Annotated in this window: 23 protein-coding genes; 5 read left to right on the top strand and 18 right to left on the bottom strand. The window is 70.4% G+C overall.

Annotation, left to right across the window (positions count from 1 at the left end):
* Positions 1-7 precede the first annotated feature (7 nt).
* Positions 8-1,390 (bottom strand): glycine betaine/L-proline transporter ProP, encoded by a 1,383-nt coding sequence (proP, locus tag AB0D34_RS14525; protein ID WP_362661326.1) that lies wholly within the window; start codon positions 1,388-1,390, stop codon positions 8-10.
* 310 nt (positions 1,391-1,700) lie between these two features.
* On the opposite strand from proP, the gene AB0D34_RS14520 reads away from it, so the two are divergent.
* Positions 1,701-3,707, top strand: coding sequence for a bifunctional glycosyltransferase 87/phosphatase PAP2 family protein (locus AB0D34_RS14520; RefSeq protein ID WP_362661324.1), 2,007 nt, complete (start codon positions 1,701-1,703; stop codon positions 3,705-3,707).
* A 328-nt stretch (positions 3,708-4,035) separates the two neighbouring features.
* Here the strand turns inward: AB0D34_RS14520 and AB0D34_RS14515 are convergent, their stop codons facing one another.
* The 3 genes from AB0D34_RS14515 to AB0D34_RS14505 form a co-directional block, all read right to left on the bottom strand.
* Positions 4,036-4,332, bottom strand: a complete 297-nt coding sequence (locus AB0D34_RS14515; RefSeq protein WP_362661662.1) for a hypothetical protein — start codon at positions 4,330-4,332, stop codon at positions 4,036-4,038.
* Positions 4,333-4,437: 105 nt separating this feature from the next.
* On the bottom strand, positions 4,438-5,283 hold the full coding sequence (locus AB0D34_RS14510; protein WP_362661322.1) for an NAD(P)H-binding protein: 846 nt from the start codon (positions 5,281-5,283) through the stop codon (positions 4,438-4,440).
* A complete protein-coding gene (locus AB0D34_RS14505) occupies positions 5,280-6,383 on the bottom strand; it encodes a YafY family protein (RefSeq protein WP_362661320.1) in 1,104 nt (367 codons plus the stop codon). The genes AB0D34_RS14510 and AB0D34_RS14505 overlap by 4 nt, the downstream gene beginning before the upstream one ends.
* A gap of 60 nt (positions 6,384-6,443) precedes the next feature.
* On the opposite strand from AB0D34_RS14505, the gene AB0D34_RS14500 reads away from it, so the two are divergent.
* Complete coding sequence (locus AB0D34_RS14500; protein WP_362661318.1) at positions 6,444-7,034, top strand: TIGR03086 family metal-binding protein; 591 nt, start codon at positions 6,444-6,446, stop codon at positions 7,032-7,034.
* 62 nt (positions 7,035-7,096) lie between these two features.
* On the opposite strand, the gene AB0D34_RS14495 is transcribed toward AB0D34_RS14500, so the two are convergent.
* The 5 genes from AB0D34_RS14495 to AB0D34_RS14475 all read right to left on the bottom strand — a co-directional run bounded on the left by AB0D34_RS14495 (position 7,097) and on the right by AB0D34_RS14475 (position 13,564).
* Positions 7,097-8,131, bottom strand: coding sequence for a methyltransferase (locus AB0D34_RS14495; RefSeq protein WP_362661316.1), 1,035 nt, complete (start codon positions 8,129-8,131; stop codon positions 7,097-7,099).
* Between the two features lie 88 nt (positions 8,132-8,219).
* Positions 8,220-9,761 carry an FAD-dependent oxidoreductase gene (locus AB0D34_RS14490; RefSeq protein WP_362661314.1) on the bottom strand — a complete coding sequence of 514 codons (1,542 nt, stop codon included), beginning with the start codon at positions 9,759-9,761 and terminating at the stop codon, positions 8,220-8,222.
* 49 nt (positions 9,762-9,810) lie between these two features.
* Entirely contained in the window at positions 9,811-11,514 is a 1,704-nt protein-coding gene (locus AB0D34_RS14485; RefSeq protein ID WP_362661312.1) for a tryptophan 7-halogenase, read from the bottom strand.
* A 49-nt stretch (positions 11,515-11,563) separates the two neighbouring features.
* A complete protein-coding gene (locus tag AB0D34_RS14480) occupies positions 11,564-13,033 on the bottom strand; it encodes an FAD-dependent monooxygenase (protein ID WP_362661310.1) in 1,470 nt (489 codons plus the stop codon).
* Positions 13,034-13,144: 111 nt separating this feature from the next.
* Complete coding sequence (locus AB0D34_RS14475; protein WP_362661308.1) at positions 13,145-13,564, bottom strand: pyridoxamine 5'-phosphate oxidase family protein; 420 nt, start codon at positions 13,562-13,564, stop codon at positions 13,145-13,147.
* Between the two features lie 126 nt (positions 13,565-13,690).
* Between AB0D34_RS14475 and AB0D34_RS14470 the strand changes: the two genes are divergently transcribed.
* Positions 13,691-14,092, top strand: a complete 402-nt coding sequence (locus AB0D34_RS14470; protein ID WP_362661306.1) for a helix-turn-helix domain-containing protein — start codon at positions 13,691-13,693, stop codon at positions 14,090-14,092.
* Positions 14,093-14,110: 18 nt separating this feature from the next.
* Here AB0D34_RS14470 and AB0D34_RS14465 read toward each other — a convergent pair whose 3' ends face one another.
* Genes AB0D34_RS14465 through AB0D34_RS14455 form a run of 3 tightly spaced genes read right to left on the bottom strand, consistent with a single transcriptional unit; the run spans position 14,111 to position 16,426 of the window.
* A complete protein-coding gene (locus AB0D34_RS14465; protein ID WP_362661304.1) occupies positions 14,111-14,647 on the bottom strand; it encodes a flavin reductase family protein in 537 nt (178 codons plus the stop codon).
* Between the two features lie 13 nt (positions 14,648-14,660).
* Positions 14,661-15,983, bottom strand: a complete 1,323-nt coding sequence (locus tag AB0D34_RS14460) for a cation:proton antiporter (protein WP_362661302.1) — start codon at positions 15,981-15,983, stop codon at positions 14,661-14,663.
* A complete protein-coding gene (locus AB0D34_RS14455; protein ID WP_362661300.1) occupies positions 15,980-16,426 on the bottom strand; it encodes a nuclear transport factor 2 family protein in 447 nt (148 codons plus the stop codon). The genes AB0D34_RS14460 and AB0D34_RS14455 overlap by 4 nt, the downstream gene beginning before the upstream one ends.
* A gap of 201 nt (positions 16,427-16,627) precedes the next feature.
* On the opposite strand from AB0D34_RS14455, the gene AB0D34_RS14450 reads away from it, so the two are divergent.
* Together AB0D34_RS14450 and AB0D34_RS14445 are read left to right on the top strand one after the other, a co-directional pair.
* Positions 16,628-17,323: an antibiotic biosynthesis monooxygenase family protein gene (locus AB0D34_RS14450; RefSeq protein WP_362661298.1), complete on the top strand. Its 696-nt coding sequence runs from the start codon at positions 16,628-16,630 to the stop codon at positions 17,321-17,323.
* Positions 17,320-18,186 carry a 4'-phosphopantetheinyl transferase superfamily protein gene (locus AB0D34_RS14445; protein WP_362661296.1) on the top strand — a complete coding sequence of 289 codons (867 nt, stop codon included), beginning with the start codon at positions 17,320-17,322 and terminating at the stop codon, positions 18,184-18,186. The genes AB0D34_RS14450 and AB0D34_RS14445 overlap by 4 nt, the downstream gene beginning before the upstream one ends.
* Before the next feature lie 72 nt (positions 18,187-18,258).
* Here AB0D34_RS14445 and AB0D34_RS14440 read toward each other — a convergent pair whose 3' ends face one another.
* Genes AB0D34_RS14440 through AB0D34_RS14415 form a run of 6 tightly spaced genes read right to left on the bottom strand, consistent with a single transcriptional unit; the run spans position 18,259 to position 24,191 of the window.
* Entirely contained in the window at positions 18,259-18,486 is a 228-nt protein-coding gene (locus AB0D34_RS14440; RefSeq protein ID WP_362661294.1) for an acyl-CoA carboxylase subunit epsilon, read from the bottom strand.
* Between the two features lie 14 nt (positions 18,487-18,500).
* Entirely contained in the window at positions 18,501-20,069 is a 1,569-nt protein-coding gene (locus tag AB0D34_RS14435; RefSeq protein WP_362661292.1) for an acyl-CoA carboxylase subunit beta, read from the bottom strand.
* A gap of 60 nt (positions 20,070-20,129) precedes the next feature.
* The gene (locus AB0D34_RS14430; RefSeq protein WP_362661290.1) at positions 20,130-20,441 is read right to left on the bottom strand and encodes an acyl carrier protein; all 312 of its coding nucleotides are present in this window, start codon (positions 20,439-20,441) and stop codon (positions 20,130-20,132) included.
* Entirely contained in the window at positions 20,428-21,720 is a 1,293-nt protein-coding gene (locus tag AB0D34_RS14425) for an MFS transporter (RefSeq protein ID WP_362661289.1), read from the bottom strand. The genes AB0D34_RS14430 and AB0D34_RS14425 overlap by 14 nt, the downstream gene beginning before the upstream one ends.
* A 3-nt stretch (positions 21,721-21,723) precedes the next feature.
* On the bottom strand, positions 21,724-22,662 hold the full coding sequence (locus tag AB0D34_RS14420) for an alpha/beta fold hydrolase (protein ID WP_362661287.1): 939 nt from the start codon (positions 22,660-22,662) through the stop codon (positions 21,724-21,726).
* Positions 22,659-24,191 carry an FAD-dependent monooxygenase gene (locus tag AB0D34_RS14415; protein WP_362661285.1) on the bottom strand — a complete coding sequence of 511 codons (1,533 nt, stop codon included), beginning with the start codon at positions 24,189-24,191 and terminating at the stop codon, positions 22,659-22,661. Before AB0D34_RS14415 ends, AB0D34_RS14420 begins: the two co-directional genes overlap by 4 nt.
* Positions 24,192-24,197: the final 6 nt, after the last annotated feature.

Below are 24,197 nucleotides of genomic sequence, written 5' to 3'. Positions count from 1 at the left end.
AGTGGATTTACCGCTGCGGGGGCGAGCCCGGCAGCGGCCGTCCCGCCGACTCCGTCATGAACCACACCGCCACACCGCCGATCACGGCCGCGGCCATCATGTAGTACGCGGGCATCATCATGTTCCCGGTCGCGCCGATCAGGGCCGTCACCACCAGCGGGGTCGTGCCGCCGAAGAGGGACACCGAGATGTTGAAGCCGACCGAGAGGGAGCCGTAGCGGACCCGGGTCGGGAAGAGGGCCGGCAGGGCGGACGGCATCGCCGCCGTGAAGCAGACCAGCAGCAGGCCCAGCGCGCCCATGCCGAGCGCGATCGCGAACAGGCTGCCCTGGCGGATCAGCAGCAGGGCCGGGACGGACAGGAACAGGAAGCCCGCGCAGCCCGCGGCGATCACCGGGCGGCGGCCGATCCGGTCGCTCAGGGCGCCCGCGAAGGGCTGGACGACCATCATCAGCGCCATCACGGCGAGGACGACGAGCAGGCCGTGCGTCTCGTCGTACTTGAGCTCGCTGGTCAGATAGCTCGGCATGTACGACAGCAGCATGTAGTCGGTGACGTTGAAGACCAGGACCAGGCCCACGCAGAGCAGCAGCGCTCGCCACTGGCCGGTCAGCATCTCGCGCAGCGGGACCTTCGGGCGGCTCGACCCGGCCTTCTCGGTCTCGGCCGCGAACGCCGGTGTCTCCTCCAGGCGCAGCCGCAGATACAGGCCGATGACACCCATCGGGCCCGCGATCAGGAACGGGATCCGCCAGCCCCAGGACACCAGGTCCTCGGTGGACAGTAGGGCGGTCATCAGCGTGACCAGGCCCGCGCCGGCGATGTATCCGGCCAGTGTGCCGAACTCCAGCCAGCTGCCGAGGAATCCGCGCTTCCTGTCGGGGGAGTACTCGGCGATGAAGGTGGACGCGCCCGCGTACTCGCCGCCGGTGGAGAAGCCCTGGACCAGGCGGGCCAGCAGGAGCAGCAGGGGCGCTCCGACGCCGATCGTGGCGTACGACGGGATCAGGCCGATGGAGAAGGTGCCGGCCGCCATCATGATCATGGTCACGGCGAGGACCTTCTGGCGGCCCACGCGGTCGCCCAGCGGGCCGAAGACCAGGCCGCCGAGCGGGCGGACCAGGAAGGCCGCGGCGAAGGCGCCGAACGTCGACAGGAGTTGGGCGGTCGGGTTGCCGGACGGGAAGAAGACCTTGCCCAGGGTGACGGCGATGTAGCTGTAGACACCGAAGTCGAACCACTCCATGGCGTTGCCCAGCGCGGCGGCCTTCACGGCGCGCTTCACGAGGGCCGGGTCGACGACGGTGGGTTCGGGCGTGTCGGATGTGTCGGGCGTGTCGGGAACGTGGCGGGTGTGAACGGTCGGGGGGAGGGCTGGGGCACTCGGCAAAACTTCGCTCGCCTGCCTTTCGACGGGGACAAGGGCAAAAAGCGACCATAAGGGGACTTGCCGGGATCACGTGCGGTCCCCTGTGGTCACCGTGTGTGCATAAACGTGGTGTGTGCAGGTACTTGGTCCTTGATCCGATACCCGGCTTTGCCGTTTGCATGTGATCCATCTCGCGCCGTGGATGAGCGACGGCACGCACGGCGGACTATCGTCATTCGGACAAAACGAGAGCGGACGTCAGGTGAATCCGGGGTTGCCTGCGTCCCTCCTCATGGACGCGTGGCACGACGGGACGAGAGGCCGACGAGGCGTGGCGAATGCGGAGCACAGTGGGACCACGGAGGTCCACGCGCGGCTGCGCGCGGCCAGGCTCGCCCTGTGGCTGGTGGCGGCCATACTCGCGGTACGACAGGTGGCCGTCGTCCTCGGTACGCCCAGAGGCGAGCGGCTGACGGACCTGGAGACCTGGGTCGGCCCGGACGGTGTCCTGCATGTGAAGGGCTCGCTGTACGACTCGACGCAGTTCACCGGTACCCCGTTCGGGGGACTTGTCCTGAAGCCGCTCACCCGTGCCGCCGAACAGGCCCTCGGCTGGGGCTGGACCTTCGGCACCCTGCTCCTGGTCGTCGCCCTCGGCCTCGTCGCCGCCCGCGCCCTGCCCCAGCCGGTCGGCCGCCGGGTCTCCCTGCTCGCCGCGCCCGTCGCGATCAGCCTCCTGATGCTGTCGCTGCCCGTGCGCAACACGCTCTACCTCGGGCAGACCAGCATCATCCCGGTCCTGCTGGTCCTCGTCGCCTGTTTCACCGTCCGCGGTGAGCGGGTCAGCGGCCTGCTCATCGGACTCGCCGCCGCCCTCCAGCCCACGGTTCTGCTCTTCGCGGCCCTGCTCTGGTTCACCGGCCGCCGCCGGGGCGCGCTGACCGCGGGGGCGACCTTCGCCGCGAGCACCGCGCTCGCCTGGGCCGTGCTGCCGCACGACTCGTACACCTACTGGGTGCACCACATCGCGGGCACCGGCCTCGGCGGCGCCGCCGACGACCTCGCCAACCAGTCGCTGCACGGGCTGCTGCTGCGGTTCGGTCTGAACGGGCCGCTGGAGATCGCGCTCTTCCTGGTGCTGGGCGCGGCCGTCGCCACCCTCGGCGTACGGCGGGCGGTCGGGTACGCGCGCGACGGGCAGCTGCTGCTAGCCGTCGCGATCACCGGGTGCGCGGCGATCGCCGTGTCGCCGACCACCTGGCAGCACCAGCTGCTGTGGGTGCTGCTCGCGGTCGTCGGGCGGGTCGGCAAGCGGGCCTCCGACCGGTATGTGTGGCCGGTCGCCGTCGTCGTGGTGATGACCCTGCCGGCGAAGATGATGCTGCCGAACATCTCGGCGCTGTACACGCTGCGGGACAACGTGGTGCTGCTGGCGGCCCTCGCCGCCGCCACGGTGATCCCGTTCCTGTCCCGGACCTCGCCCTACTACCGGTCGCCGATCCCGACGGAGTACGCGGCGCCGGTGCCCGCGCGGTTCGGACGGGTGCCGCTGCTGCCGTTCCTGCGGCGGGTGCTGACGCGGCCGAACCTGCTGCTCGAACTCCTGCTGATTCGTGTCACCTACGCCGCCTACCAGCAGGTCAGACTCGCGGCGACCGGTGGCAGCAACTCGGCGGGGCGGGCCACGGCGGAGAAGCACGGTCACCAGATCCACGATCTGGAGCGGTGGCTGCACATCGACATCGAGCACTGGGTCAACCACGCGGTCGTCAAGGTGGGCTGGCTGCGCGACTTCTTCGACTTCTACTACGAGTCCTTCCACTTCGTGGTGCCGCTGAGCGTGCTGGCCGTTCTGTACTGGCGGCGGCCGGTGGACTACCGCTGGGCGCGGGCGTCGCTCGGCTTCGCCACGCTGTTGGCTCTGGTGGGGTTCTGGCTGTATCCGCTGGCTCCGCCCCGGTTGATGCCGGCGCTCGGGATCATCGACACGGTGCACGGGGTGCAGGACTTCTCGAAGCCGGACTACGGGACGCTGACGGCTTTGACGAACCAGTACGCGGCGATGCCCTCGCTGCACTTCGGGTGGTCGCTGTGGTGCGGGGTGGTGATCGCGATCATCGCGCCGAGGTGGTGGATGAAGGCGTTGGGGCTGCTGCATCCGTTCTTCACGGTGTCGGCGATCGTGGCCACCGGGAATCACTGGGTGCTGGATGCGGTGGGGGGCGCGGTGGTTGTCGCCGGTGGGTTCGGGTTGTCGTACGTCTTCCAGGGGCCTCGGGGTCGGATGGTCGCGGTGGCGGCGGAAGCCCATGAGGAACGGGCGCTGGTGAAGAGGTAGCGCCTCCTGGGGTGCCGCGATGGGATGGTCGGCGGGTGCGCGCCGGCGTGGTTTCTCGCGCCGCCCACGCGGCGCAGCCGCACGTGGATACGGCCCCGCGCTTCGGAGCGGTGCGGGTGGGTTTCAGTCGCGGGACCAGGCGGCGCTGTCGTAGGTCCGTTGCACGGTCGACCGGCGGGGCTGAACCGGTGGATCGCCGCCACCCGGGCCCTGCTGGAGAGGAGACCGGCCTGCCCGTGGAGACCCTCGCGCGTCGCGTCGGTCCCTCCTCGGCCGTCAACCTGCGCCGCCGCTTTGCGAGGCCATGCGCGGGGAGCGCAGGCCCGCGTCAGTCGCCCCCGAGGCACATGTCGTTCATGAGGATCGAGGTCCAGCGTCCCGCTGCCCGGTCGAGGTGTTCCGCGCACCGTTCGAGATCCGCGCCGTGGAGCGGCTGCGGTGCTTCCGCTCCCAGTGCCCTGCACATCTCGGCCATGTCCTGCAGAGCGCTTCTCACGTCCTTGGCCAGGGGGAGGGGCAGTCGGGCCGGGTCCCCCGCCTCGCCCGATGCCTGACGGACGGCCTGCAACAGCTGCCCCGTCCGCAGGACGAGCGCTCCGGTGTGCGCGGTCAGGTCCTGTGTCACGCCAGGGTTCCTCTCCCTTGAAAACCGCCGGGTACGCGCTGCCGCGGGGGAACGATCACAGCGGGTACCCGGCGGCGGTTCATGTCCGGCCGGGCCGGAGTGCCGCTACTTGAAGACCGGCAGGTTGCGCGCGACCCACTCGCTGAAGGGGCGGGCCGGACGGCCGAGGACCTTCTCCACGTCCGGCGAGACCTTCTGCTCGACCGGGAGCGGCGAACCGAGGACGTCGAGGGTGCCCTTGACGACCGCCTCGGGCATGAACTGGGACATCGCCTCGGTGGCCTGCTCGCGGGTCAGCTCCACGTACGTCACCTCCTCGCCGAGGACCTCGGAGAACATGGCCGCCTGCCGCCGGGGACCGACGGCCTCGGGGCCGGTCAGGACGTACGTCTGGCCGGAGTGACCGTCCTCGCGCAGCGCGGCGACCGCGACGTCGGCGATGTCCGCCGGGTCGATGACGGGCAGCGCGACATCGCCGAAGGGGGCGAACACCGTGCGCCGGCCTCGCACCGACTCGACCCACGCGTAGGCGTTCGAGGCGAAGCCGGCCGGCTGGAGGATCGTGTACTCCAGGCCCGACTCGCGGACCGCGGCCTCGAATTCGCGCAGCCGGTTGTGCGAGGCGGTGTCCGTCCGCGTACCGGCGAGCTGGGAGGAGACGAGGACGACACGCTTGACGCCGGCCTCCTTCGCGATGTCGATCAGGTTCACGGCCGCCTCGCCGGGCCCGTTGAGCTCGCCGGCCAGCAGGATGAAGAAGGCGTCGGCCCCCTGGAGGACGGGCTTGATGCTCGCGAAGTCGCCCAGATCGGCCTGAGCGGAGCGGACGCCGGCGGGAAGGCCGTCGGGCTGTGCGTTGCGCGACACGGCCACGACATCCTCGCCCGCCTCGGCCAGCGCCGCGACGAGCGGACGGCCGATGTTGCCGGTGGCACCGGTGACAACGATCATGAAGAGCTCCCTGAAGAGTGGGGGTTGGGTGAGGTCGCCGCTGCGGAGGAGCCGCGCCGTACGGGCCGCACAGTGCTCCTGGCCGGCACGTTCTGGACGTTAGCATCCGCGGAATAGTAGGTACCTAGGGGAAAGTGACTTCCCGTCTGGTACCCGCCGTACGCAGCGACGAGAGTTTTCCCGAGCCGTGCGAGCGACTCGCGCGCCTCGGGAGGTCCAAGGACCTCGACTCGCTCGCCCAGTCCGGCCAGCCGGGCCGTCAGGGCTTGTGTCGAGGGGCCGTCGACGGTGAAGCCGACGCGTCCGTCGGGCTGCGTGTCCGTGACGCGCAGTCGTCCGCCGAACAGTTGGGAAAGCAGGGGCAGGACGTCGTTGTCGGCCCGTCCGTACACCGTCGCCGACGACATGCGCTCGTCCATCCGGCGAGTCAACTCGCCCCAGGTGGAGGTGAGTTCGAAGCCGTCGGGGCGGTGGGCCGGTTCGCCGACCGGGGTGACGGAGAGGATCCGGCCGAGCCGGAAGGTGCGCGGGCGGCCCCCCGCGTCCTGGGTCGCCACGAGGTACCAGCGGCCGGACTTGGAGACCAGACCCAGGGGGTGCACGGTCCGTTCGGTCGGCGTCCGGCCGGGCGGGGCATAGCCGAGCACGACCTGTTCCCCGTCGAGAACGGCCCGCTCCAGCGCGCGCCGGTGTTCACCACCCGCGCCTTCCTCCGTCCGCGACCAGTCCTGCGGATCGGCCATGACGGACCGCGTGGCCGCCTCCGCGCGAGAGCGCATCGGCGCGGGCAGCGCACGCATCAGTTTCCGCAACGCCGACCGGAGTTCGGGGGAGGGCGAGGGCAGTGCGGTGGCGAGGAAGAGCGCTTCGGTCTCGCCGGCGGTCAGGCCGGTCAGATCGGTGCGGGCGCCGCCGACCAGCTGCCAGCCGCCGCCACGGCCACGCTGCGAGTAGACGGGGACGCCGGCCGTTCCCAGCGCTTCCAGATCGCGCCGTGCCGTACGCTCCGAAACCTCCAGCTCCCGGGCCACCTCGCGTGCGGTCACCTGCCCGCGCGCCTGAAGCAGTAAGAGCGTCGCCACCAGACGATCTGCCTTCATTTTTCATCCTTTTGCAGAACAGTCCACTAGATGGCCGGTTTTACAGTGATGCTGCTGGACATGACTACTTCTTCCCACGTCGGTGTGGACCCACGACAGGGCCTGTTCAAGGCCGTTGACCTCGTCGGCGGCACCCTCGCCGCCCTGCGCCCCGAGCAGTACGACACCGTCACTCCGTGCCCGGAGTTCTCGGTCCGCGACATGGCCAACCACCTGGTCTCCGTCGTGCGCCGACTCACCGTCATGGGCACGGGCGGCTCGTTCATGAGCGTTCCGCACTTCGCCCAGGACGTCGCCGACGGCCGGTGGGCCGAGGCCTTCGCGGTGTCCCGCAAGGAGTTCGACACGGTGTGGTCCGACGACGCCGTACTCGGGCGCGAGATCGGTCTGCCCTGGGGGCCCGTTCCGGGTGCGGCCGCCGCGGTGATCTACACCAACGAATTCGTCCTGCACGCCTGGGACTTGGTCAAGGCCACCGGCCAGAGCCCCGAGTGGGATCCGGCGATGCTCGCCGGCCCGCTGGCCGCCATGAAGCAGGCCGTGCCGGCCGAACCGCGGGGCGGCCAGGTCCCGTTCGGGCCCGTGGTCGAGGTTCCCGACGACGCGCCCGCCATCGACCGGCTCGTGGGCTGGTACGGACGCCGTCCCTGACCGGACGACGGTCGGGGGGACCGGGTGAGTCGGACACCCGCCCGGTCCCCGGCGGTGCCGGCTCAGGCCCGCACCGCTTCGACGATGCTGCACAGGCCGCCGCCCGGCAGGACGCGGGACAGCTTCAGACCGACGCGGGAGAACAGCTCGGTGTACTGGGCCTCGCTGCGCTGGACCCCGTCCGCGTGCGCCATCATGTTGAGGTCCATGAGCTTGACGGTCAGCGCCTCGGTGCCCTCCGGTGGCATCACCGCCTCGACGAGCAGGACCCGGGCGTCGTCCGTCATCGCCTTTCGGATCGCGCCGAGGATCAACTCGGCTTTGTCGTCCTCCCAGTTGTGCAGGACGTTCACCACGACGTAGGCGTCACCGCCGGCCGGCACCGACGCGAGGAAGTCACCGCCGACGACCTCGACCCGGTCCCGCACACCGGCCTTGTCGAACTCGGCCCCGGCGCCCGCGACGACCTCGGGCTGGTCGAACAGCACCCCGTCGACACCCGGGTTGGCTTCCAGGATCGCCGCGAGGAACTGGCCGTGCCCGCCGCCGACATCCACCACCTTGCGGAACCCGCTGAAGTCGTAGGACGCCACCGCGGGCGCCGTCACCTGGGACGAGGTGTCCGTCATCGCGTGGTCGAACAGCGTGTTGACCTCGGGGTGTTCCAGCATGTACTCCCAGACCGGCTTGCCGTGCACGCTCTCGAAGACGGAGCGGCCGGTGCGCACGGAGTCCGCGAGTCCGGTCCAGGTGAAGCGTTCCGCCGCGGTGTTCACCCAGCGGGCGAAGTTGCGCATGGAGTCAGGGGCGTCACTGCGCAGGGCCCGGCCGACCTCCGTCAGGGCGAAGACCCGGCCCTCGCCTTCCTCGAACAGTCCGAGATCGGCCGTGGTGCGCAGGAGCCGGTACAGGTTGGTGGGGTCGACGTCGAGCTCCTTCGCCAACCGGCCGACGTCACGGGGCCCTTCGGCCAGGGCGTCGGCCACGGCGAGTTCGGCGACCGCGCTGACGGCGGCCGCGACCCAGCTGGACATCGCGAGTTGGAGGATCCGGGCGGAGGGAGGGATCTGGCTGGTGGCGGACTGCACTGCGGTCACAGCCTTTCGTTGAGTGTCCGGGGAGGGGTGTCCGGGGAGGCGCCGCCCGGTGGCGTGACACCCGCGGGTGCCACGCCACCGGGGTACGTCAGGCCGCGCCGACGGACTGCGGGAAGGTGAAGAATCGAGCCGGGTCGTACTTCTTCTTGATCGTCACGAGGCGCGCGTAGTTGTCGCCGTAGTAGGACTGCTTCCAGTCCGACAGCGCGGGGTCCATGTAGTTCACGTAGGTCCCGCCGTTGGAATACGGGTCGATCGCGTTGAAGCCCGCGTCGGCCCAGCTCTGCGCCACGCTCTTGTTGGCCGCGGTCGCGGCCGCCGGGTCGGCGATCGTCGAGCGGTAGCTGACGCAGAACAGCGTGTCGCGGTGGGGGTAGGCCGTGGCGCCGGCCGTGAGGTCGTTGGCCACGCCACCGAACCAGTGCATTTCCAGGGTGCGCATCTGCCCGGCCGAACGCTGTCCGTCGAAGGCCTGCATGACCTCGGCCCAGCCGCCGGTCGGCAGCGGGTCGGTGACCATGCGCATCCGCTCGACGCCGAAGGCGGGGCGGGTCAGCTTGCCGGCGGGGGTCTTCTCGGAGCGGCGGCAGGCGTCCTGGCTCAGGCTGCCGCAGCCGAAGATGTTCATCATCAGGTCCCGGTAGGACACCGTCATGTCCTGACGACCGGCCGGCTGCCCGGTCAGGGCCAGCAACCGGGCGGTCTCGGCGGCCAGTTCGGCCGACGTTCCCCGCGAGACCAGGGTCACCGTGGTGGTGGGCACGGCGCCCGGCTTGGCGTTTGGCAGCGTGATGTACGTGCCACCGGTGATGGTGCGAGGCGCGTTCACGAGCCACCGGCCAGCGCCGTCGAGCACCTCGGCGGAACGCTCGTAGGGGAAGAAGAGGTAGGAGACCAGCAGGTCACCCACGACGTGGTGCTTGAGGGTGTACGACGTGACGATGCCGAAGTTGCCGCCGCCACCGCCGCGGATCGCCCAGAACAGGTCACTGTTCTGGCTCGCCGACGCCGTGACCGTGCGGCCGTCGGCCAGGACCACCTGAGCCGAACGCACCGAGTCGCAGCCGACGCCCAGTGAGCGGGTCATGAAGCTCAGACCGCCACCCTGCAGGAACCCGCCGGCCGCGACGGTGGCGCAGCCGCCGCTGCTCAGCGCGTACCCCTTGTCGGCAAGGGCGTTGAGGACGTCGACGTTGAGCGAGCCGGGGCCGATGGTGACCGTCTCCGAGCCGACGCTGATCGCGTTGATCCGGGACACGTCGATGACGAGCCCCTTCGATGTGGAGACACCGGCGTAGTTGTGCCCGCCGCTGCGCACGGCGACGGCCAGACCCTTGCCCCGTGCGTAGCTGATGGCTGTCGCGACGTCCGCGGCGTTGGCGCAGTAGGCGATGGCCTGCGGGTTGATCACGTCGTACTGGGCCAGTTCGAGCTGTTTGGCGACCGCGTAGCCGGAGTCGGCCGGCAGTACCAACTCGCCGTTCAGTTGCGCGGCGAGCGAGCTCCAGGAGGTCTCGGCGGTCGGCGTGGCGGCGCTCGCGAGGCCGGTCACCGGTGCGACCTGCGACAGTACGGCGGCGGTGCCCAGGCCGCCGGCCGTCGCGCCCAGTATCTTTCTGCGACTGATCATGTGGAGTCCAGGAATCCGTTCAGGTGGGAGAGCCAGGTGATGAAGAGGGTCAGGAGACTTTGCGGCCGCGCAGGCCCTGCTTGACGGCGCCGGCCAGGAACGAGCGGCCCAGGTCGCGCATCTCCTGGGGACCGGAGGTGATCGCCCACCCCATGAACCGCATCATGGTGGGGGTGGTGGCCCGGAAGAAGCGGAGATCCTCGGGACCCTTCCAGCCGAAGGGCGTGTTGACCGACTCGCACGCGCGTATCGCCTCGAAGACGATGTCCGCGGCCTTGTCGCCGTCGATCTCCCCCGCCTCGTAACGCTCACAGGTCTCGGCGGTGAGCTCGAAGAGGTGCTTGAAGGCGGGGCTGTCCGGCCACCACAGACCCGTGTAGGGGGAGTTCTCCAACTCCTTGAAGTGGCGGTCGTCGCCGTCCGTCTCGAAGAGACGGCGTGCCCGGATCTGGCGCATCGTGGCGGGCGTGGTGAAGCAGGCCCAGACGCGGAACACGGCGTTCCACAGCCGGAAGTGGCTGAAGGCGATGTACGAGCTGTTGACGATCTTGTCGTTGTGGTCGAGGAGCCCCTGCTCCAGGCGCTCGACGTACTCGAAGCGCTCCGCGGAGAACTCGTCGTCGCGCAGGGCGTCCAGAAGACGCCAGGCGAGGGCGTCCACGACCTCGAAGGTGTTGGACAGACCACGCGAGTACAGCGGGTCGACGAAGCCCGCGGCGTGCGACATCAGGCACCAGCGGTCGCCCACGGTCTGCTTGGACGAGTACTGAATGCGGTCGGGGGTGCTGACCCACTCGCGGATCCGGCTGGCACCCTCGAACTGCCGCTTCACCGCCGGGTACTTGTCGAGGAAGTACTGGAACTCCTGCTCCGGAGTCATGTCCTTCGACTTCGGGTACAGCCGCTCGTCGAGGGTCAGCCCGACGCTGCAGACCGGGTTCTTGGAGTCCTTGTAGTTGTCGAACGGGATGATCCAGAACCAGCCGCGCTCGATGTTGTGGTGCAGCGTGCCACCGTGGAAGGGGGAGTCGGCCGGCGGACGCAGCGCCTCGGGGTAGTTGCACACGTCGTCGTACGGCTTGATGCCCACGTAGTGGGTGAACATCGAGCGTGCGTGGTGCTTGAGCCGGGACGGGCTCTCCCGCAGGTCGAACTTCTGCGCCAGCGGGGAGCGGAAACCGCTCGCGTCGATCAGGTACCTGGCGCGGAAGACCTCACCGTTCTTCCCGGTGACGGTGACACCGTCGTCGTCGAAGTCCAGGTCCGTCGCCAACCAGTTCTGCCGGATCGTGCAGCCGTACTTGGCCGCGACGTTCAGGTAGTACGAGTCCGTGTCCTGCCGGTACAGATGGATGGCCTCGGTCAGCATCTTCGGGATGACGAACATGGTCGCCTCACGAGGATCCGGCTCACGGTTCTCGCGGTGCGTCACGAACCCGAAGCTCTGCTTGCGACCGTGGTGCGGTCCCATGTGCTCGGTGATCGCCTTGATGTCGAGCATGTGCTTGATCTCGGGCACGTCGTAGCGGACGGCCAGGATGTGCAGCCATTCGACAAGCTGCGGGTTCTGCGACTCGCCGACCGCGAACCGCGGGTGCTGGCCGGCGTCGATCAGCGTGACGTCGACACCCTGTCGCGCCAGGATCGAGCCCATGATCGAGCCCGCCAGGCCCGATCCCAGGATGAGGACGTCGGTCTGGGTCGCGTCACCGGCCGCGCGGGCCTCGCTCTGTGTCTCGGCCTTGGTGGGCAAGACAGCACTCTCCTTCTGCCTAGTTCTCACGGTGTCCTTGGCCGATGCCTCAGGCGCGGGGCTCTCCGAACCACTGCGCGAGGGCGTCCGTCAGGCCGTCGACGGACCCCGCGGGGCTCGCCCAGGCGACGTAACCGTCGGGACGCACCAGGAGGTTGGCCGCCGGGGCGCCCTCCTCCGGGCGGCGGGCGGTCACGATGTCGACCCGGTCCGCCCAGGCGTTCGCGACCTCACGCAGCCGCGCGTCGTCGAACATGTCGAGCAGGACCGGCCGGCCGGAGTGCAGGAGTTCGAACGTGGTGGTCTTGGTGTCGCCGGACAGCAGATCCTGCTCCGGAAGCCGGCGGCCGAGCAGGGGGTGGCCGCCGGGGGCTGCGCCGTAGGTGATGTCCAGGCCGGTGACGAGACCGACGAGGTGGTGCCGGACCGCCTCGATCCGCACCAGCTCACCGAACAGGTCGCGCAGCGGCTGGGCTTCGGGGCCACCGAGGTAGAGGGTGCGCTGCGTCAGGGTGTTGGTGATGACGCGGGCACCGACCGGGTGCCGCTCGGCGTGGTAGGTGTCGAGCAGACCCTCGGGGGCGTGCCCCTTGATCTGCGCTGCCAGCTTCCAGCCGAGGTTGATGACGTCGCCGACGCCGGCGCTGATGCCCTGCGCCCCGATCGGCATGTGGATGTGGGCCGCGTCGCCGGCGAGGAACACCCGGCCCTTGCGGTACTCGGCCGCCTGCCGGCTGGCGTCGGTGAAGCAGCTGGTCCACAGCGGCGTGGCCGTGCTGATGTCCTCGCCGGTCACCCGCTGGAAGGAGGCTGCCACCTCGTCGAAGGTCGGCGGTTCCTGGGTCGGCCGGACGCCGGCGCCGCGCTCGAAGACCACGACCCGGGTGGCGTGCGGGCCGAGCGGGAGCACGACCACCATGCCCGCCTCGCTGACCTCGCCGGTCGGACGCAGACGCACCGGGACACCGGCGACATCGGCCATCTTCATCTCGATGGTGGCGCTGACGCCGGGGAAGTCGATGCCGGTCAGGCGGCGCACGGTGCTGCGGGCTCCGTCACAGCCCACCAGGTAGCGGGCGCGGAGCGTCTCGCCGCCCGCGGGGCCGGTGACCTCGACGCTGACGCCGTCCTCGTCCTGCGCCAGTCCGACGACCTCGTGTCCCCGGCGTACGTCGGCGCCCAGGCCCACGGCCCACTTGCTGAGGATCGCCTCGGTGCGGGACTGCGGTACGCCACGTACGCCGAAATTGCCGCCCTCGACGATGGTGTAGTCGAGCGGAATCCCCCCGAAATGGCCGCCGGGCATGGATTCCATCTCCCCGAATTCACCGAGCAGTCCACGCTGCCCGAATTCTTCGAGGGTGCGGGCCGAGAAACCGAGAGCGCGGGACTGCTGCATCGGTTCCACGAGCCGGTCGAGAGCGATGACGGATATTCCCTGAAGGCGCAGCTCCCCGGCGAGCATGAGCCCTGAGGGACCTGTACCGGCAACAATCACATCGGCGTTGTACGCGTCCATAATTCCCTCTCCCAGTGGCGTTTCCACCAGTATTCCGGGACTATCGCGGAAGATGAACGGCTGCAGATACAGGAAACTGACAAGTTCGCAAAGAGGTTGCGCGGAACGGGTTCAGCGCAGGCCCAGTACGCGATCGACGGTGATCTCGATGACGGCCAGGCCCGGGGGTTGCGGGGGCGGCGCCCAGTAACGCCTGGTGTACCGGCGGATCCCTTCCCTGAGCCGCTCCGGATCGGTGGAGACGACGGCCGCCCCCTCCAGCGTGATCCAGTCCCCTCCGGCCACCTGGCACACGGCGGCACGGGCGCCGCCCGCGCCCAGCAGGTTGCGCGCCTTCTGGCGCGTGACGGTGGTCATGACCCGCACCAGGCCCGCCTGTTGGTCCCAGGTGAACCGCACGGGTGCGACGTGCGGCGTCCCGTTCTCCCTGATGGTCGTCAGGGTTCCCAGGTGCTGATTCTCGGTCAGGAACGCCTCGGTGGCGGCGGTCAGGGCTACGACGGTGCCGCGGGCCGCGTCGGACATGGACATACAACTCCCAGGAGAGTGAGGTGAGTTCGGCGGTCACAGGGGCGGCGCGGGCCCGGCGCATGTGGATGCCGGGAAGCTACCATCCCCGATAGAGTGGGTACCTAGAGGAAAGCGACTATCCAAGAGGTGACCATCGTGCTGAGGAGCCCCCAGGGAGCACCCGCGGCGGAGCAGGCGTGCCCGATCGCCCCGGTCGTGGACATCGTGTTCAGCCGCTGGACCACGCCAATCCTGTGGACACTGCACGCCCGCGGTGTTCAGCGCTTCGTCGAACTGCACCGCAACATCGGCTCCATCACGCCCAAGGTGCTGACGCAACGGCTGCGCCAGCTCGAGCGGGACGGCCTGGTCGTGCGTACGCACTACCTGGAGGTGCCGCCCCGTGTCGAGTACCGGATCAGCGAGCTCGGCCTGAGCCTGGCCCCGCTGTTCGCCTCGCTCGCCGAGTGGTCGGCCGGTCATCTGTCCTCCGTGGAGGAAGCGCGGCGGGCGTTCGACGAGGCGGACAACGAGACCGTCTCGCGCTGACCTGCCCGCCGCGCGCGGTCAGCGCCCGTGCGCCGGCACGGGCTCGCCGAGTTCCCGCATGGCCCCCTGGAAGAAGAGCAGCGGGTCCTCCTGATCGGCCGGTGCGCCGAGCCCGACGACCTGCCCCAGGAGGATGCTGTGGTCACCGCCTTCGTACTCGGTGGCCACCCGGCACTCCAGATGCCCGAGGGCGTCGCTCAGGACCGGGAGGCCGTTGCCGGTCCTGTGGTGCGGGGTCTCGGCCAGGCGGGCGGTGTTCCTGCCCGCGAACGCCCAGGCCACCGGCTCCTGACGACGGGTCAGGAAGTTCACGACGAACCCGCCTGAGCTGCGGATCACCGGCAGCAGCCGGGAGTTCTCGTGCAGGCATATCAGTACCAGCGCCGGGTCCAGGGACACCGAGGTGAAGGAGTTCACGGTGGTGCCCGCGGCGTCGTCACCGGTGCCGGAGGTGATGACGGTGACACCGGTGGCGAAACTCCCGCACACAGTGCGTAGCGCGCGTCCGTCGATCGACGCGTCCGGGCGGGAGGCGGTGTGCGGAGCGGTGGTCATGGCGTCCCTCTCATCAGGTGCGCAGCCGGTCGAGGTCGGCAGCGGGTTCGACGGGTGTCGGCGCCGAGTCGTCCCGGTCCTGGCCGGGAGCGGGACGGCGGCTGAGCAGCGGGCCCGCCATGGCGGTCGTGACCAGGGCCATGACCACCAGCATGGTGAACATGCGTCCGTCGAGGACGCCCAGGCTGACGGCTGCGTTGAGAATGATCAGTTCGGTCAGGCCGCGGGTGTTCATCAGCAGCCCGAGGTCTCTGGTGTCCCGCCAGGACATCCCCGCGAGCCGAGCCGGCACCACCGCGCCGATGAGCTTGCCCGCGCAGGCCACCGCGATGATCGCGATGAGGGCCACGACATCGCCGCCGGTCAGGGCGCCGAGGTCCACTCCGAGCCCGGTGACGATGAAGAAGACCGGGAGCAGCACGGTGCTCACGTTGTCGACGGGCCGACGGACGTGCTGGACCAGCAGGGTGGCCGGCTCGCGGGGCATGACGAGGCCGAAGAAGAACGCTCCGAAGATGGCGTGGATGCCGATCCACGTCGTCAGCCAGGCCGACGCCAGGGCGCCCGCGCAGAGGAGCGACAGGAGCAGCGTCCATCGTTCGGCCGCGGCCAGACGCCAGGTCAGGCGTGCCGCCAGCGGCCGGACGACCAGCACCATCAGAGCCACGTAGGCCAGGCTCAGCGCGCCGATCCGGGCCAGGTCGGCGTAGTCGCCGTCCGAGGCCACCAGCGCGGAGACATAGGCCAGCAGACACCAGGCGAGTACGTCGTCGATGGCGGCGCTGGCCAGGGACAGCGAACCGACGCGGGTGCCCAGGAGGTTGTTCTCCGAGAGGATCCGGGCCAGTACCGGGAACGCTGTGATCGACATGGCCGTACCGAGGAACGTGGCGAACGCGCTGAAGGGGATCTCGTGTCCGGCCACCGTCGAGTGGTGGGGGTGGAGCACCACGGCCAGGGCGAATCCCAGGCCGAAGGCCACCGCGATCGAGGACACCGAGATCCCGGCCGCGAGCCCGGCGTGCGGCCGGATCAGCCGCCGCTCGAACTCCCAGCCCACGAGGAACATGAAGAGCACGAGGCCGACTTGGGAGACCGCCGACAGCAACGGCCGGACGTCGACGGGGAACAGACGCTCGGTCAGATCCCCTGGGAGCAGGCCGAGGAGACTGGGACCGAGCAGGATCCCGGCGGTGATCTCGCCCACCACCGCGGGCTGGCGCAGCCGTCGCGCCAGCCGGCCCAGCAGGGCCCCGGCGACCAGCACCAGGGCGATGTCGGCCAGCATCACGGCCACCTTCATCTCCTGCGGGTTCGCCGCGGCCAGCTCGCTCACCGTGCCCCCTGGGGCGCGGGCGCCGAACCACGGGTCCACAGCACGCGCAGGGACAGCGAGGAGAGCCGCCAGCCCTCGCTGGTCCGGCGGGCCTGCGCGGTCGCGAGGGTGCCTGCCTGGAACAGCGGGTCGTCCGCCGCGCCGGGGTGATGGACGTGGGTGGCGAGGACGTTGGCACGCAGGACGGCGTGGTCGTCGTCGGCCCCGGCTTCGACGACCACCGAAGATCCCAGATGCTGTGTCGCGGCGAAGGCCCGGCGCGAGCCCAGGTGGAACGCGGCGAGGCCGTCGATGCCCTCGTGCCGGCTCATCGGGAACTCGATCCGTGCGTCCTCCGCGAAGAGCGCACGGGCCCACGCGTCGTCGATATCCTCATCGTCGAGAGAAATGAGATACCGGCTCAGGAGAGCTCCTGCCTCAGTTTTTTCCTGTCCTGAATCCATTACCCGAGCATGCGCGTCTTTTCCTCCGGTCGCCAAGACTTCTTTTCAGATTCCTGACCGATACCGAGAAAACCCGTGACGGCCTTCTCCGGTTCTTGGCAGAGCTGCCCCAAAAGTTGAAATTTCAGCTCTTCAATTCGTCCTTACGGCTTGTCATGCTTCTTCCGTAGCGCACTTTCCGCCGATGAAGGAGACGAGAGAATGCCGAAGATCGCAGCCGATGGCCAGCATCTGACGGTCCTCAACCTGTTCACGACCGACACCGCGGAGAAGCAGGAGAAGCTGCTCGCCGCGATGCGTGAGATCGTCGACGCCGCCGCCTACGAAGGTTGGATCTCCAGCACGGTCCACGCGGGCCAGGACAAGTACGGCACGGCCAACTTCATTCAGTGGCGCAGCACCGAGGACCTGGAGACCCGCTACGCGGGCGAGGAGTTCAAGCACCGCACGCTGCCGCTGTTCGGCGAGATCACCACCTCGATCCGGCTCCTGCAGAACGAGATCGCGTTCACCCAGCAGAAGCCGGCGCTCGACGGCGTGACGGAGATTTCCCCGACGCGCGACGACTACACGGCCATCGAGCTGTTCGGTGTGGCGGAGGCCGACCAGGAGGAGCTGGTCGACGCCCTGGGCGCTTCGCAGCGGTACCTGCTCGACGTCCCCGGCTACCGCACCCACACGGTTCTGCGCGGTCTGCGGGCCCGCGGTGTCGAGGGCAAGTTCGTGGTGGTGTACTCCCAGTGGGACAACAAGGAGGCGTACGACGCCCACCGCGCCGTGCCGCAGTCGGAGCGCGTGCCGGACCGTCAGAAGGTCGACTCCCGGGTCCGGTCCCTGCAGACCTGGCAGGACGAGAACACCTACCGCGTGGTGCACACCCGCGCGACGGGCGAGTGATCGTTCCTTCGCCGGTCGGCCGCTGCCAGGGTTCCCCCGCCCCGGCAGCGGCTTTCGCGTCCTCGTGGGGCCCGTTCGGAGCCGACCCGGCGGCACTGGACGTATGGCTGCTGCCGCCTCCCGAGTCCGCGCGCGACGTTCCGGACCGCGAGCTCGACGCGTACGAGCGACAGCGTGCCGCGTCCTTCCGCCATCCGGTGGACCGCCGCATGTACCTGGCGGCACACGTGGGGCTGCGCCGTGTTCTCGCGCTGTACACCGGCATCGAGCCCGCCGGCCTCGTGCTCGGAGGCGAACACCATCGCGGTGACGGGCGTCGGTACGGACGGCCCAGGGTGCTGCGAGTGCCCGGAGCACCGCAGTTCTCGCTCTCGCACAGTCACGGCCTGGCGCTCGCGGCCGTCGCCCGCGCCCGAGTGGGCGCCGACGTGCAGCGCATCCCGACGGCCGCCACGGTGGAGGCCTGCCTCCCGGCGTTGCATCCCGCCGAACGCGAGGAGTTCCTGTCGCTGCCCGACCACGCGCGAGCGGCGGCCTTCGGCCGGCTGTGGACGCGCAAGGAGGCGTATCTGAAGGGCTTGGGCACCGGGCTGACCAGGGCGCCCGCCCTCGACTACCTGGGCGAGGCCGAGCCCGCCCGACGGCCTGCCGGGTGGCTGGTGGGGAATGTGCCGCTGTGTGTGGGGCACGTCGGCGCGGTGGCGCTGCTCGGCACCGGTGACTGGCAGGTCGCGATGCGGTCGGTGCCGGCCGCACACCTGTATGCCGTGGACGCGGTGAGCGCGGTGCGCGCGATCGGCGGCATCGAACCCGGTTTCCGTACGGTGCTGCGGGACCCGGCTCCCGGCTCCGCCGGGAGATAGCCGGGCGGGAAGCGCCGAAGGGCCGCGGAGTCGTGCCGGACTCCGCGGCCCTTCGGGGTGCCGGCCCCGTGGTCACAGGGCGCTGCGCCAGCTGCGCGGGCCCTCGAAGCCCGTCGTGCGTTCGGGCCGCCGCCACCGGGCCACCGTCTGCGCCCGGCGCGCCCGGTCGTCCGGTGCGATACCCGCCGCGAGGGAGCGGGACAGCAGCACCGCGGTCAGGGCGGCGAGCTCCTCGGGCGTCGCCGAGCCCTCCACGAGCCGGAACAGCGGTGCCTCGGTGGGGGATTGGGGTGCTGACATCGTTCCTCCTCGGCTCACTGGGGCGGGTTGCCGTGCTTGCGGCTCGGCAGATCCGTGTGCTTGCTGAGCAGCATGGCGAGCGAGCGGGCGAGGACGTCCCGGGTCTCACCCGGGTCGATGACGTCGTCGACCAGACCTCGTTCCGCCGCGTAGTAGGGGTGGACCAGCTCACGCCGGTACTGCTCGATCTTTTCCCGGCGGGTGGCCTCCGGGTCGTCCGAGGCCGCGATCTCGCGCCGGAACACCACGTTGGCGGCACCCTCCGCGCCCATCACCGCGATCTCGTTCGTCGGCCAGGCCAGGGCGATGTCCGCGCCGATGGAGCGTGAGTCCATCACGATGTACGCGCCTCCGTACGCCTTGCGCAGCACCACCGAGACCCGCGGCACCGTCGCGTTGCAGTACGCGTACAGCAGTTTCGCGCCCCGCCGGATGATGCCGTCGTGTTCCTGGTCCACGCCCGGCAGGAACCCGGGTACGTCGATCAGCGTGACCAGCGGAATGTTGAAGGCGTCGCAGAACTGGACGAACCGCGCCCCCTTCTCACTGGCCCTGATGTCGAGGACGCCCGCCATGGCGGCCGGCTGGTTGGCGACGATCCCGACGGTGTGACCGTCGACGCGGGCGAGACCACACACGATGTTCTGGGCCCAGTCCGCATGCACCTCCATGAACTCACTGTCGTCCACGATCTCCTCGACGACGGAGCGCATGTCGTACGAACGGCTGCCGTCGGTCGGCACCAGGTCCAGCAGGCTGTCGCAGCGGCGGTCGGCGGGGTCACCGGTGGCGGCGGTGGGCGGCAGTTCCCGGTTGTTCTGCGGGAGCATCGACAGCAGGTAGCGCACCTCGGCGAGGCACGTCTCCTCGTCGTCGTAGGCGAAGTGGCAGACACCGGAGGTCTCGGCGTGCACGTCGGCGCCGCCGAGGCCGTTCTGGGTGATCTCCTCGCCGGTGACCGCCTTGACGACGTCCGGTCCGGTGATGAACATCTGCGAGGTCTCGCGGACCATGAAGACGAAGTCGGTCAGGGCGGGGCTGTAGGCCGCGCCGCCCGCGCACGGGCCGAGCATCACCGAGATCTGCGGGATGACGCCGGAGGCCTTGGTGTTGCGCTGGAAGATGCCGCCGTAGCCCGCGAGAGCCGAGACACCCTCCTGGATACGGGCGCCCGCACCGTCGTTCAGGGACACCAGGGGCGCGCCGGCCGCGATGGCCATGTCCATGATCTTGTGGATCTTCGTGGCGTGGGCCTCGCCCAGCGCGCCGCCGAAGATCCGGAAGTCATGGGCGTAGACGAAGACCGTACGGCCCTCCACCGTGCCCCAGCCGGTGACGACGCCGTCGCCGTACGGCTTCCTGGCCTCCAGGCCGAACCCGGTCGCCCGGTGTCGGCGCAGCTGTTCGACCTCGCTGAAGCTTCCCTTGTCCAGCAGCAGCGCGATGCGCTCGTGGGCCGTCAACTTGCCCTTGGCGTGCTGCCGTTCGGTCGCCGCGGGGTTCTCGCCGTCCCGGGCGAGTGCTTTGCGTGCGGCCAACTCATCGAGTCGGCCGCCGAGTTCGTCGGATGTCGCGAGCGCCATCTGCGGTTCTCCTTCTCTGACAGCGGTGGACGGATGCCTGGTGTGCGGTACGGACCCGGGTCACCGGGCAAGGAGCGCGGCCAGCTCGTCGAGGGTGCTCGCCCGCAGGACCTCGGCGGGCACCTCCGTACCCAGAGCGCCGCGGATCGCGCCCTCCAGGCGCAGTGCGTCGAGCGCGTCGAGACCCTGGGCGCCCAGCGGCAGGCCGGGCGAGAGGCGGTGTGCCGGCGGCACCGCGAGCAGCTGCTTGAGCTCCAGGCACATGTGGTGAGCGATGGCCTGCACACGTGCCTCGGCGGGGAGAAGGCGAAGTGCCGCCAGATCCCGGAGCCGGTCGAGTCCGGCCGGAGCCGGAAGGTCAGCCGTGGTCATGAACGTCCTTTCTGTCGTGATGGAGCTGAGGACTGGTCACCGCGGACCCACCGGGCAGCGCCGCGTCCCGGCGTCGGCGGAGCACGGAAGGGGCCGCCGCGGCGAGTGCCGCCGCGAGGGAGGCGAGCCCTCCCAGGTACAGGCCCGAGCGGGCACCGGCGCGCATGCTGAGCCAGCCGACCAGCAGCGCGCCCAGCGGGGTGAGGCCTTGCAGGATCAGGGTGTAGAGAGCCATCACCCGGCCGCGGTACGCCGGGTCGCTGCCCAACTGGACGCGGTGGTTGGCGGCTTGGACGAAGTAGATGCCGGCGAACCCGGTCAGTCCGACCAGCACGGCGGCGCTCACGTAGTCGGGGGACCAGCCGGCCACCGTCTCCAGCACCCCGAAGGCCGCCGCGGAGGCGATGACCGTCCTGGCCGCCGGACGTCCGCTGCGCGCGGTGGTGGCGAACGCGCCGAGCAGGGAACCCGCCGCGAACGCGGAGCTGAGCAGACCGAACGCCGAGGCGTCCGCGTGGAAGACCGCCTTGGCGAGCAGCGGCAGAGTGAGCTGGAAGTTGAAGCCGAACAGGCCGATCGCCGCCACCAGGAAGAGCGGTACCAGCAGATCCGGACGGCCGCGCACATGACGCAGACCGTCGATCACCCTGGCCGCGCGAGCGGGCCGCCGGGTACGGATGAACTCCGCGGGGCGCATGAGACGTAGCGCCGTCACCGTGGCCAGATAGCTGAACGCGTTGATCAGCATGACCGGACCGACCCCGAACCCGGCGATCAGCACCCCCGCCACCGCGGGCCCGGCCATGCGGGCCGTGTTGAAGTAGGCGGCGCTCAGCGCTGAGGCGTTGGGCAGCAGGTCGGCACCCACCAGCTCGACGACGAACGCCATGCGGGCGGGCACCTCGACCGCGTTGACGCAACCGAGACACCCCGCGAGGAGACAGATGTGCCAGAGCCGGGCCGAGCCCGTCAGCACCAGAAGCGCCGAGACCAGCGCGAGGAGGCCCGCGGCCGTGTTGGCGACCATGAGCAGCAGCCGCTTGTCGTAGCGGTCGGCGAGGCGGCCGCCGTACAGGGTGAACAGCAGCAGCGGGGTGAACTGCAGGGCCGTCACCAGGCCGAGGGCCGTCCCGGAGTCCCCGGTCAGGGCGAGGACCAGCCAGTCCTGGGCCGTGACCATCATCCAGGTGCCCGCGGCGGAGACCACCTGGCCCAGCACGAAGAGCCGGAAGTTGCGCACCGCCAGAGACCGGAAGGGAGCCGGACGCTTCGTGGCCATGGGTCAGCGGGCCGTGACGGCGGACGCGGTCGTGGTCCGGCGGGCCAGACACTCGTCGAAGAACGCGAACGCCCGCAGATGGTACGTGCGGGCGGTCCACCCCAGGCTCACGTTGTGCCCCGAGCCGGGCTGGCGCCCGACCTCGAAGGAGGGCGCCGCCGTGAACTGCGCGGGGAGTCCGGCGATGTCCTCGTCTCCGTGACGCCACCATCGCTCGTGCTCGGCGAAGGTCATCCGTGCCGGCACCCGCACCCGTCCGGTGGTGGCGGTGAACCGCTGCGGCCACCGGGCCGCTTCCGCCCGCTCCCGCTCGGGCAGGGGCGCCACCATCACCTTCGCCTCTCGGAAGGTGTCCGGTGGATAGCAGCGCAACGGGCCCCAGTGCCGCTGCGTGGTGCGCTGCCCCAGCGGATCGGCGACGGCGTCCGGTGGCGTGATGTAGTCGCGGCCCACGCCGGACACGTCGAGTCCGAGCAGTTCGAGGCGGGACGGGGACGCCTCGTCGGAAGCCGCGTAGGTCAGCGCCAGCATGCCGCCGAAGGAATGCCCGAGCAGGAACACCCCGGCTCCCGTGTCGTAGCGCCGCCCGAGGTGGACCAGCGCGGTCCGCAGGGTCGTCGCCTGCTCGGACAGTGCCTGTCCGCGCGGCAGGTCCGCGGCGGACAGGCCGTACCCGGGCCGGTCGACGGCGACGACCGTGTAGCCGAGCCGGGCCCCCAGGACGAGCAGGGACAGGTCGGGGTGCGCCTGGCCGTCGAAGTAGCCGGCGCTCATCCCGCCGCCGTGCAGGGCGACGACCGTGGCCCGTGGGGGAGTGGCCGGCCGGGCGACGAGCGCCGACAGCGTGAGGGCACCCGCCTGGAGAACGATGGGACACACGCCCGCGGACAGGGGGTGCGTCGCGCGGTCCGGAGTCGGGAGCGTGGGCGAGGGCAGGCTCATGCGCGGTCCGGTGTGCCGAGCCAGTCCTGCAACTCCGCTTCCAGTCCGGTCCCGGCCGCGGTGTCGGGCGTACCGAACCAGCGGCGCAGCGCGGTTTCGAGGCCGGTTGAGTCCGCGCCGGCCCAGGCGATGTACCCGTCGGGGCGGACCAGCACAGCGGCGGCCCCGTGGAAGGCGTCCGGATCGCGCGGTGTTCCCGTCACGGTGACGACGCGTTCCTTCCAGTCGGCCGCGACGGCCCGCAGCGCGCCGCTGTCGGCGAGGTCGAGCAGCACACCGAGGCCGGGGTGCAGCAGTTCGGGGGTGCGCGTCGGCCCCTGCGCGGTGTCGAGGACGCGGGGCGGCAGTCGGCGCCCGGCGAGTCGGTGGCCGCCGCCGAGGTCGTAGTGGACGTCCAGGTGGCTGACCGAGCCCGCCAGGTGACGCTTGACCTCGTCGAGACGGATCAGCTCGGCGAACAGGTCGCGCAGCGGCTGGGATTCGGGGCCTCCTAGGAAGACCTGACCCTGCGCGCGGGTGTTCGACAGAAGGCGCTCGCCCACCGGATGGCGTTCGGCGTGGTAGGTGTCCAGCAGGGCGTCGGGGGCCCACCCGCGCACCGTCGCGGCCAGCTTCCAGCCGAGGTTGGCCGCGTCCTGGACCCCGGTGCTCAGGCCCTGTCCGCCGGCCGGGAGGTGGATGTGCGCGGCGTCCCCGGCGAGCAGGACGCGGCCTCTGCGGTACTCGGTGGCCTGACGGGTCGCGTCGGTGAAGGAGCTGACCCAGTCGGCGCCGCCACCGGATATGTCCTCACCGGTCAGCCGCTGCCAGGCCGCCGCGACCTCGGCGAACTCGGGCGTCTCGCTGCGGTCGGCGGGCGGGGTGCCGTGCTCGCACACGATGATGCGGTCGACGCCCTCCGCCAGGGGGGCGGCCATCACCATGCCGCCGGGCAGGCGTTCGCCCAGCGGGCGCGGGCGTACGGCGCAGCCGACCACGTCGGCCAGGTACATGCCGCGGGTGGCGGACGTCCCCGGGAAGGAGAACCCGGCGGCCTTGCGGACCGCGCTGTGTCCGCCGTCGGCGCCCACCAGGTACCGGCTGTGCAGCTGTGCGCTGACACCGTCGGCGGTGGCCACGGTGACCGAGACGCCCTCCTCGTCCTGCTCCAGTGCGAGGAAGCGCAGACCGCGCCGGATGTCGGCGCCCAGGTCCCGGGCCCACTCCTCGAGGACCGCCTCGGTCTGGGACTGGGGGATGCCGCGGGCGCCGAAGTGCGCGTCCTCAAGGGTGGTGTAGTCGAACTGCACGCCGCCGAAGTGCCCCATGGGGCTGGTCTGAAGGCCGCCGAAGCGGGGGACGAGGCCGCGCTGGTCGAACGACTCCAGGGCACGGGCGGTGAAGCCGAGGCCACGCGACTGCCCGGTGGGCCGCTCCAGTGCCTCGACGACGATGACGCTCGCCCCGCCGAGGCGCAGTTCCCCGGCCAGCATCAGACCGGTGGGCCCGCCGCCGATGACGATGACGTCCGCGTCCCGTTGGCTGTCCATGAGTGT

Origin of the sequence: Streptomyces sp. NPDC048420 (assembly GCF_040651535.1) — a bacterium.
Taxonomy (GTDB): Bacteria; Actinomycetota; Actinomycetes; order Streptomycetales; family Streptomycetaceae; genus Streptomyces.
This window is presented reverse-complemented; position numbering and strand designations above follow the sequence as displayed.